This window comes from Saccharopolyspora elongata (assembly GCF_004348985.1).
GTDB lineage: Bacteria > Actinomycetota > Actinomycetes > Mycobacteriales > Pseudonocardiaceae > Saccharopolyspora > Saccharopolyspora elongata.
Map to the genome: position 1 here is coordinate 1 of NZ_SMKW01000155.1, position 9,638 is coordinate 9,638.

Annotated in this window: 8 protein-coding genes and 1 pseudogene; 6 read left to right on the forward strand and 3 right to left on the reverse strand. The window is 70.5% G+C overall.

All coding sequences use genetic code 11. The features are described 5' to 3' along the window. Position 1 precedes the first annotated feature (1 nt). The 3 genes and pseudogenes from E1288_RS48425 to E1288_RS45135 form a co-directional block, all read right to left on the reverse strand. Positions 2-649, reverse strand: coding sequence for an IS110 family transposase (locus E1288_RS48425; protein ID WP_268952037.1), 648 nt, complete (start codon positions 647-649; stop codon positions 2-4). 64 nt (positions 650-713) lie between these two features. After that, positions 714-845: pseudogene (locus E1288_RS48430) on the reverse strand (IS110 family transposase); the annotation flags it as partial. Between the two features lie 79 nt (positions 846-924). Continuing rightward, on the reverse strand, positions 925-2,685 hold the full coding sequence (locus tag E1288_RS45135; protein ID WP_132495343.1) for a helix-turn-helix domain-containing protein: 1,761 nt from the start codon (positions 2,683-2,685) through the stop codon (positions 925-927). Positions 2,686-2,874: 189 nt separating this feature from the next. On the opposite strand from E1288_RS45135, the gene E1288_RS45140 reads away from it, so the two are divergent. From E1288_RS45140 to E1288_RS45165, 6 genes are read left to right on the forward strand one after another with little or no spacing between them, the layout of a single operon-like run. Beyond that, positions 2,875-4,302, forward strand: a complete 1,428-nt coding sequence (locus E1288_RS45140) for an aldehyde dehydrogenase (protein WP_132495344.1) — start codon at positions 2,875-2,877, stop codon at positions 4,300-4,302. A 40-nt stretch (positions 4,303-4,342) separates the two neighbouring features. Continuing rightward, complete coding sequence (locus E1288_RS45145) at positions 4,343-5,728, forward strand: MFS transporter (RefSeq protein WP_207954925.1); 1,386 nt, start codon at positions 4,343-4,345, stop codon at positions 5,726-5,728. After that, entirely contained in the window at positions 5,728-6,918 is a 1,191-nt protein-coding gene (locus E1288_RS45150; protein WP_132495346.1) for an FAD binding domain-containing protein, read from the forward strand. Before E1288_RS45145 ends, E1288_RS45150 begins: the two co-directional genes overlap by 1 nt. A 40-nt stretch (positions 6,919-6,958) precedes the next feature. Continuing rightward, positions 6,959-7,399, forward strand: a complete 441-nt coding sequence (locus E1288_RS45155) for a cupin domain-containing protein (RefSeq protein ID WP_132495348.1) — start codon at positions 6,959-6,961, stop codon at positions 7,397-7,399. Next, positions 7,396-8,367, forward strand: coding sequence for an amidohydrolase family protein (locus E1288_RS45160; protein ID WP_132495350.1), 972 nt, complete (start codon positions 7,396-7,398; stop codon positions 8,365-8,367). The genes E1288_RS45155 and E1288_RS45160 overlap by 4 nt, the downstream gene beginning before the upstream one ends. Continuing rightward, positions 8,364-9,461 (forward strand): NADH:flavin oxidoreductase/NADH oxidase, encoded by a 1,098-nt coding sequence (locus E1288_RS45165; protein WP_132495352.1) that lies wholly within the window; start codon positions 8,364-8,366, stop codon positions 9,459-9,461. The genes E1288_RS45160 and E1288_RS45165 overlap by 4 nt, the downstream gene beginning before the upstream one ends. Positions 9,462-9,638 lie beyond the last annotated feature (177 nt).

The window sequence follows — 9,638 nt, forward strand, 5'->3', positions numbered from 1 at the left end:
GCTATGCCCACTCCCCCACCCGATCATCGACCCCGAACAGATCAACCGCCTCGACATACGAAGACGCGATCGCCTCGGCGGCATCCTCCACGAGTGCCGGCATACCGCATGACCAGAGCGGATGAGATTCTCGGCAAGGGCAACCTCGGGGTGTCGCAGCCGCAGGCACGCAGCCGCCCGAGCTGCCCACCGGGATCACGATCGTCGCCCTGGTGCTCGGTGGCTTCCTAATCGTGTCCCGATGGGCTGGATCGCAGCTGCCGTCGACCGTGGACGTCAGGCGCTGGAGGCAACGACACCCACTCAGCCCGGCGATGCCACACCGAGCTGTAGCGGTGAGGCGATCGCGCTGTGTTCGGCATGTCACGGGGCGATGAGCATCGGAATGGGGGCAATGCTGCTCGCGGCGCTGCCGCTCTAGTCCGTCTACAACGGACATTGGGGCAGAGGAAGCGTCCGCGCTGCATCGCCACCGATTCCGCAGAGGGCGGGAGCTCGCTGGGGGACGGCGAAGCAGCACCACCAAATCCTCCGATGTGGACAGTTCGGTGAGATCCGAACGAATACGGATGGCCTCGGCGATCACCCGGGCGTCCTTGGCGTCGGACTTGGCCTCGCTGCGGAACACGCCGGTCATGCGGTTGACCACCCGGCCCGGGCATGTAGGCCACCCACTGGCCGGTGGTGACCAGCACTGCGAGCAGCAGTGCGGCCGCGTTGCTGGTCGGATCGACCGCCCACCGCACCTCGGTGGCGGCCTTGGCCGCGCGGGCGATGAGCCACTCGATCACAGCCTGGTCGTTGGCCACCTTCCGCAAGAACACGACTTTGCCCTCGCCGTCCATCGCACACGCCTGTGTGTGGTCTTGCCCGCGTCGATCCTCACCCAATCTTGTTGCGGGGCACCGCGAATTGGACGCCGCATCAGTCAGCCCACGGGTCGCGCCGAGACAAGCCGTGCGCTACATCCAGCACCATCAGGGCCGAACGAGCCTCCAGGGCCGCCGTCGGGTCGCGCAGGTCCAGCCCAGTCAGCGTCTCGATCCGGCGCAGCCGCTGGCTGATCGTGTTGGGGTGCAGGATGAGCGCTTGCGCGGTCGCCTGTCGGTCCAGTCGGTGGGCCAAGTGGGCGCGCAAGGTCGCCACCAACGAGGTGCCGTGCTGCTCGTCATGCCGGACCAGTGGGCCGAGAGTGCGGTCGGCGTAGCCCCGCAGAGGCGCCGGGTCGTCGAGTTGGAGCAGCAGGCCGGCCACGCCGAGCGCGTCCAGGGTGACGACGCCGCCGATGCGCTCGTCACGTTCGGCGACGGTGAGTGCGCCTCGGGCGGTGCGGCAGGCCTCGGCGAACTGGTGGTCGGTGGGTTCGGAGACCGCGACCGTCGCCGAGGTGACGCCGACGGTTGTGCAGAGCGCTCGGCGCAGCGCTTCGGCGGCGTCCGGGCCGGCTGCTGGCCCGGTTGCCGAGACCGGCCACAGCGCCACGATGGCGTCTCGGTGCTGGGCCACCAGTGGACGTGGGTTGATGGTGGACGCCAGCCGGTTTGCCTCCTCTGTGGCGCGCCGACGGGCCTGGTCAGCGCTGGTTTGGCCGGTGGTGTTGATCTGCCCGACCAGTGCGCAGTGTGAACGCGCCAGGTCGTGGCCGAGTAGCCGGGCCCGGTGGCGCAGCGCGCTCGCACGCGGGTCGGCGCCGCCGAGAAGCTCGGCCAGCAGTTCGCCGCGCAGGTTCTGCTCGACTTCCAGTGCGGTGCGCCTGCGTAGCAGCTCCAGCGACAGCACCACCGAGGCGTGCTCCAGCGCACGCCGGTCCACTGTGGACAGTTGGCCTGTGTAGCCGAGCAGCCACACCCTGGCCGGGACCTCGCCGGAGAGCACGACGTCGGCGACGACGTGGCCGTCTTGCTCGCGTACCAGCTCGGTTCCCGGTGGCGGGGCGGCCGGTGACCAGCCTGCGACCGGCGGCTCGGTCGCCCGGCCGGCCGCGGCCAGTACCTCGCCGCGCGCGTCCTGCAGCACCACTGCGGTGCGGAGCAGGTCGTGCAGGGCGGCGGCGATTCCAGTCATCCCGCCGGAGCTGACCGCCACCCGCAGCAGCCGCTGGTGGATCTGCTCCGAGCGGGTCACCAGCTCGTGCTGCTCGCGCAAGTCCTCGACCAGCCGCGCCGAGGTGATCGCGATCGCGGCGTGCTCGGCCAGCAGCTGCAGGCAACTGATCTCCTTGGCGTCGAACTCGTGCACCGCCGAGCGGTAGCTGTTCAGGGTGCCGATCACGCCAGACGCGGTAACGAGCGGGACCGACAGCATCGAGCGGTAGTCCTGGTCGTGCGCGACACCGCCCCAGATGAATCCCGGCTCGCGGGAGATGTCGCTGACCGCGAAGGGGCGGCCGGAGCGGTAGGCGCGGCTGGACGGCGCGCCGCTTCGGGCGTCGGGTTCCAGCCGGACCGGGTGATCGGAGTTGATCCGGGCCACATAGGTTGCCGACAGCCCGCTCGCCCCGGCGATCACCAGGTTACGTTCCTCGGCGTCGGGCACCAGCACCCCGCAGAAGTCCAGCCCGAGCAGCTGGCGGGCGGTTGAGGCGACGAGGTCGAGGACGTCGCTCAGCCCGCGGCCGGAGTTCACCGCCGAAGTCAGTGTGCCGATCGCGGTCAACCAGGCGCGCAGCTTGTTCTCATCCTCCATAACAGATGAGTGTTTCAGAGGACATTTCTTCTGTCTATTTATGTCTCCACTGACATAGCGGTCGGCTGCCAGCGTGAGCAAGACTCCGACGTGCCCCACCGCCAGATCGCTACAGAAAGGGCCGGAATGTCGACGACGACCGCTTCGTCCCCTGCCCACCCGCAGCCCTTCAGGGGCTCCGATCGCCCAGTGATCGACCCCGCCACCGGGGCCGTCATCAAGACCGTCACCGACAGCTCCCTCATTGAGGTCGACGCGGCGGTATCCCGCGCACGTGCGGCGTTTCTTGACGGCCCGTGGCCCGCGCTCACCCGCACCGAACGCGGCCGACTGTTGCTGCGTGTGGCGGACGTCGTAGAGGAAGCCGCCGAGGATCTCTTCAGGCTCGAAACCCGCAACAACGGTCGACCAGTCACCGAGACCCGCGCACAGCTGTCACGGGTGCCGGAGTGGTTTCGCTACAACGCCGGCCTACTCGCCGCCCAACGGGATGCGGTGCTGCCCTCAGACGGTCCGTACCTGACTTACCAGCGCCGGGCCCCGCTCGGCGTCTGCGGGATCATCACCCCGTTCAACCACCCGCTGCTGATCCTGGCCCGCAGCTTGTCCGCGGCGCTGGCCACCGGCAACACCGTCGTGGTGAAGCCGTCTGAGACCACCCCGCTGTCCACTCTGGCGATGGTCGAGCTGCTGGCGAAGGCCGGTATCCCGGACGGTGTGGTGAACGTGGTGACCGGAGGCCGTGAGGTCGGTGAGCGGCTGACCGGGCACCTCGACATCGCCAAGATCACGCTGACCGGCGGGACCGAGGCCGGGCGGGCGGCCGCAGTCGCCACGGCGCATCGGTTCGCCAGGGTGACCGCCGAGCTCGGCGGCAAGACCCCGATCATCGTGTTCGACGACATCGATCCCGACGTCGCCGCCGAGGGCGCCGCGTTCGCCGCGTTCGTCGCGGCCGGGCAGTCCTGCGTGGCCGGGTCCCGATTCCTGGTGCAGCGTGCGAGTTACAACCGGTTCGTTGCGGCTCTGGCCCGTCGGGCCGACGCGATCCGGATCGGTGATCCGTCGGACCCAGCCACCCAGATCGGCCCGATGGTCAGCGCGGCGCAGCGGGACAAGGTGCTTGACCTGATCGAGGCTGGACGCGCCGAGGGCGCCCGGGTCGCTGCCGGCGGCGGTGTCCCGCAGTTGCCCGCGCCACTGGACGGCGGGTTCTTCGTCCGCCCCACCGTGCTCGCCGACGCCACGATGGACATGCGGGTGGCCCGCGAGGAGATCTTCGGCCCGGTCGCCGTCGTCGTCCCGTTCGACGACGAGACCGATGCGATCGCCAAGGCCAACGACAACCGGTTCGGACTCGGCGCGGGCGTCTGGACCCGCGATCTGGCCCGCGGGCATCGGGTGGCCGACCGGATCCAGGCCGGGATGGTCTGGGTCAACGACCACCACCGGCTCGAACCGTCACTGCCCTGGGGCGGCATCAAGGAGTCCGGCACTGGCCGCGACGCCGGCACCGAGTCGTTCGACGACTTCACCTGGCTCAAGACCGTCGTCGCGCGTACCGCGGGTGACGACGTCGACTGGTACGGCTCTGCCGTCCCGGGCCGCCTCAACTGATTTCTCGAAACACGTTCGACCTCCGGCAAAGGAGCCGTACATGTCGAATTCCGCCAATCTCGCGCCGGGGACCTGGCGCACCGTCATCACCCGCACTCAATGGCTGGTGCTGGCCGGCACCACGATGGGCTGGGCATTAGACGGGTTCGCGGGCAGCCTGTACGCGCTGATCCTCGGCCCGGCGATGACAGAGTTGCTGCCGCACAGCGGCATCGAGCCCGGCACCGGCACTATCGGGCTCTACGGCGGCCTGACCGTAGCGCTGTTCCTGTTCGGCTGGGGTACCGGCGGGATCGTGTTCGGGATCCTCGCCGACTACTTCGGCCGGGTCCGGGTGCTGTCCGCCGGGATCGTGACGTACGCGGTGTTCACCGCGCTAGCCGCCTTCGCCGACACCTGGTGGCAGCTGGGCGTGCTGCGGTTCGTCGCCGGGCTCGGCTCCGGGGTGGAGGCGCCGGTCGGCGCTGCCCTGGTCGCCGAGGTGTGGCGCAACCGCTACCGAGCCCGCGCCTGCGGCGTGATGATGTCCGGCTACGCGATGGGCTTCTTCATCGCCGCGCTGTCCTACGCGATCCTCGGTGGCTACGGCTGGCGGCTGATGATGGGCATCGCCGTCCTGCCGGCGCTGCTGGTGTACTTCATCCGCAAGCACGTGCCGGAGCCGCCGGAGATCCGCGGCATGATCGCCGCCCGCCGCACCCGCCGGGCCAGCGGACAGCGCACCGAGCAGGACCGGTTCGTGCTGATCCGGCTGCTCACCCCGCCGCTGCTGCGCCCCACCCTGGTCGGCACTGCACTGGCCACCGGCTCGCTGGTCGCGTTCTGGAGCGTCTCGACCTGGTACCCACAGGTGATCCGGCAGGCCGCCGCGGCGGCCGAGCTGTCCCCGGATGTGGCGAACTCCCGCGTCGCGATCGCCTCGATGCTGTTCAACGCCGGTGGCGTGTTCGGCTACGCCACCTGGGGCTTCCTCGCCGACAAGATCGGCCGCCGCGGGGCGTTTCTCACCAGCTTCGCGATCTCCGCCGCCAGCGTCGGATTCCTCTTCCCGTTCGAACCCGGATGGGAAACGTTCCTGCTGGTCGTGCCGGTCGCCGGGTTCGGCCTCTACGGCGCACTGTCCGGGATCTTGGTCTACGGCCCGGAGCTGTTCCCACCGTCGGTCCGGGCCACCGGCATGGCGCTCTACAACGGCATCGGCCGCTACTTCACCGCAGCCGGCCCGCTGATCGCTGGAGTGATCGCCGCCTCCTGGTTCGGCGGCGACCTCGGCCTGGCCACCACCTGTGTGGTCGCGGTCGGCCTGCTCGGCGCGCTCGGGCTGCTGTTCGCTCCCGAGACCCGTGGCATGCCCCTTCCGACCAACCCGGCCCCCGTCCCGGACCCTGCGCCGGGCGCCGCGGCCCGTTCCGAGGAGAGCCTTTGATGTCCCCCTACACCCATGCCCGCGCTGCCGTGATTGGCGGCTCCATCGGCGGGCTCACCACCGCGCTGCTGCTGCGTGACCTCGGTTTCGAGGTCGACGTCTTCGAACGCACCCCGACCCCGCTGGACGGCCGTGGCGGCGGCATCGTGCTGCAGCCCGACACCGTCCGATGGTTCGCCGAGCGCAGCGACCAGAACCCCGCGACGCTGTCCACCTCCACCGAGTACGTCCAGTACCTGGGGCCCGGCAACGAGATCGTGCACCGCGACCGGCGCCGCTGGACCTACACCTCCTGGGGCACCTTCTACCGCGCATTGCTGGCCGATTTCGGTACCGATCACTACCACCTCGGCGAGTTCGCCTGCGGCGTCTCCCAGGACGCCGACAGCGCGACTGTGAGGTTCGTCAGCGGCCGGCAGGCGCAGGCCGAGCTAGTGGTGTTCGCCGACGGGATCACCTCGATCGGCCGCCTACTGCTCGACCCGTCCTCCGAGATGGAGTACTCCGGCTACGTCGGCTGGCGGGGCACCGTGCCCGAGCACCAGTTGCCCGCCGAGGTCCGCTCGCTGCTGGGCAACGCGATCTCCTACAGCGTCGTCCCGCACTCGCACATCACGCTCTACCCGATCCCCGGCGAGACCGGGACCGGGCCGCGGGACCGGCTGATGAACTACGTCTGGTACCGCAACGTCCCGGCCGGCTGCGAGCTGGCCGAAATGCTGATCGACAAGCGCGGCTTCACCGGCACCGTGTCGCTGCACCCGGGCCAGGTCCAGGACCGCTACGTCGACGAGATGCGCACGACCGCCGCGCAGCTGCTGGCTCCGGCCGCGGCCGAGGTCGTCACCGCCACCGAGCAGCCCTACATCCAAGTGGTCTCCGACGTCCGGTCGGCGAAGATGGCCGAGGGCCGGATCGCCCTGCTCGGCGACGCCGCGTCGGCCGCCCGCCCGCACGCTGCGGCCGGCACTGCGAAGGCCGCCGCCGATGCCTGGGCGCTAGCCGACGCGCTGACCGATTCCGACGGCGACATCGCCGCAGCGCTGCGCAAGTGGGAGCCCGCCCAGCTCGAACTCGGCTCACGCCTGCTGGAGCGGGTGAAGGAGATGGGCGAGCGCTCCCAGTTCCACAACACCTGGACTCCCGGCGACCCGAGCCTGCGTTTCGGCCTCTACGGCCCCGGCCGCTGAGCTCCCCGCCATCCGAAACCGCCGCTGAAAGGACCCTGAAATGACCGATACCGGATTCCTGTCCGACCTGCCGCTGGCCGGCGAGCTGGTCGGTACCGACTTCGAGGGCTGGAGCCCCGAGCTGCGTGCCGAGTTCGAGGCGCATTCCTTCGACGGCGAGGTCGGTTCGCGACTGCTCAGCGCGAACGACCGCGTGCGGGTCTGGGAGATCCGCCTCGCGCCCGGCGAGCGCTGGCACGCCCACCGGCACGTGCTGGACTACTTCTGGACCGCCGTCAACGCCGGACGCAGCCGCCAGCACACCAGCGACGGCACTACCCGCGAGGTCTCCTATGACGCGGGGGAAACCAGGCACTTCACCTTCGCGCAGGACCAGTACCTGTTGCACGACATCGAGAACATCGGCGACACCGAGCTGGTATTCACCACCGTCGAGCACCTGGACAGCGCTAACGCCCCACTCCCGCTGGACCGGCGATGACCGCCACGCCGAAAGCGGGTCCGGTCGACGTGCACGCCCACTGGTTGCCGGCGAACCTGTTCGGGCTGCCGCCGGGCGCGCCGTACGGGCCGCTGCGGGACCGGGACGGGCAGCTCTATCTGGGCGACGTACCACTGTCGATCGCCACCAAAGCGATGAGTGACGTCCCGGCGATCCGGGCCGATATGGCCGAGGCCGGCATCGCGGTGCGAGTGCTCTCGGCGCCACCGTTCGCGTTTCCGGTCGCGGGTTCGGCCCCGGACTATGTCGACGCGTTCAACGACGCGCTCGGCGCGGTCGTCGCGGACTCAGGCGGCGCGCTGATCGGGCTCGGCCTGGTCCCGCTGGACGATGACGCAGCGGCCACCGACCGGCTGGAACGGCTGGCGTCGGCGCCCGGAATCGCCGGGGTGGCGATCCCGCCGCTGTTGGGTGGCGAGTCACTGGACCGCGGAACGCTTCGGCACGTGCTCACCGACTGCGCCCGGCTCGGGCTCTCGGTACTGGTGCACCCGATGCAACTCCCCCGGCCCGAGTGGCGCGACCACTACCTGGCCAATCTGATCGGCAACCCAGTGGAGACGGCGACAGCGGTGGCGGCGCTGCTGCTCGGCGGGGTGCATGACGCGCTGCCGGGGCTGCGGATCTGTTTCGTGCACGGCGGTGGTTGCACCCCGGGCCTACTGGGCCGCTGGGACCACGGGTGGCGCACCCGGCCCGACGTCCGCCGCGACTCGACCCGCCCGCCCGGCGAGGCGGTGCGTGATCTGTGGTTCGACACCGTCACCCACGACCCGGCGCTGCTCGACTTGCTCGCCGCGCGGGTCGGGAAGCAGGCGGTCGTCTGCGGCAGCGACTACCCGTTCGACATGGCCCAGCGTGATCCGCTCGGATTCGCCACCGCGGGCGGGCTGGACACCGCGACGCTGACCGCGAACGCCCGTGCCTTTCTGGGGGTGACGTCATGACCGCGCTGTTCAGCCCGCTGCGGCTGCGCGACCTGGATCTGCCGAACCGGGCCTGGCTCTCGCCGATGTGCCAGTACAGCGCCGGCGCCGACGGCGTCCCCACCGACTGGCACTTGGTGCACCTCGGCGCCCGGATCACCGGTGGGTTCGGTCTGGTGCTGACCGAATCGACGGCCGTCTCACCGCAGGCCCGGATCAGCCTGGCCGACGTCGGGCTGTGGTCGGACGAGCAGGTCGCAGCCTGGCAGCGGATCACCGGCTTCGCCCACGCCCATGGCACCGCGATCGGGGTGCAGCTCGGGCATGCCGGGCGCAAGGCCTCGACCCGCGTGCCCGGCCAGGGCCGAGGTTCGGTGCCACCAGAGGAGGGTGGCTGGACCGCACTCGCCCCGTCGGCGTCGGCCTACCGCGGCTACGCGACACCGGCCGCAGCGTCGCCCGCCGACCTGGAGAGGATCGTCGCGGACTTCGCCGCGGCCACCGAGCGGGCGGTGCACGCCGGTTTCGACGTCGTCGAGATCCACGCCGCGCACGGATACTTGCTGCACCAGTTCCTCTCACCGCGGGCCAACCACCGCACCGACACCTACGGCGGCTCGTTCGAAAACCGGATTCGCCTGCTGCTGCAGGTGATCGACGCGGTCCGCGCGGCCTGGCCGGACGACCGGCCACTGCTGCTGCGGATCTCGGCCACCGACTGGGTGAACGGCGGCTGGACTCCGGAGGAAACCGTCGAACTCGCCCCGCGCCTGGCCGAACGTGGGGTCGATCTGCTCGACGTCACCACCGGCGGGCTGGACCCGGACCAGCAGATCCCGGTTGGGCCCGGCTACCAGGTGCCGTTCGCGCACCAGGTGCGCTCCGCAGTACCCGGGCTGCCGGTCTCCGCGGTCGGGCTGATCACCGACCCGGAGCAGGCCGAGACGGTCCTCAGCGACGGCGCCGCCGACGCCGTCCTGCTCGCTCGGGAGGCGCTGCGCGACTCGTCCTGGCCACTACGGGCCATGGCCCGGCTGGACCCGCACAAGCTGGCCGAGATCTACCCCTGGCAATACGGCCGAGCCGTTCCAAGTCCGTCCACAGTGGCCTCCTGACGAGCTTCACCCGGCAACACCCCTCGCAGCACCACCCGCGGGCACCACAAGCGGTGCTGTGGGGTCCGGCGGCGACCGCCTCCGAGGCGGTCGCCGCCGGACACACCCTCGAAACCCGGCACGACGGCGGCGCGGCCGACAACGTCACTGGCACCGGCCCGCCGCCTCCCTACCTCC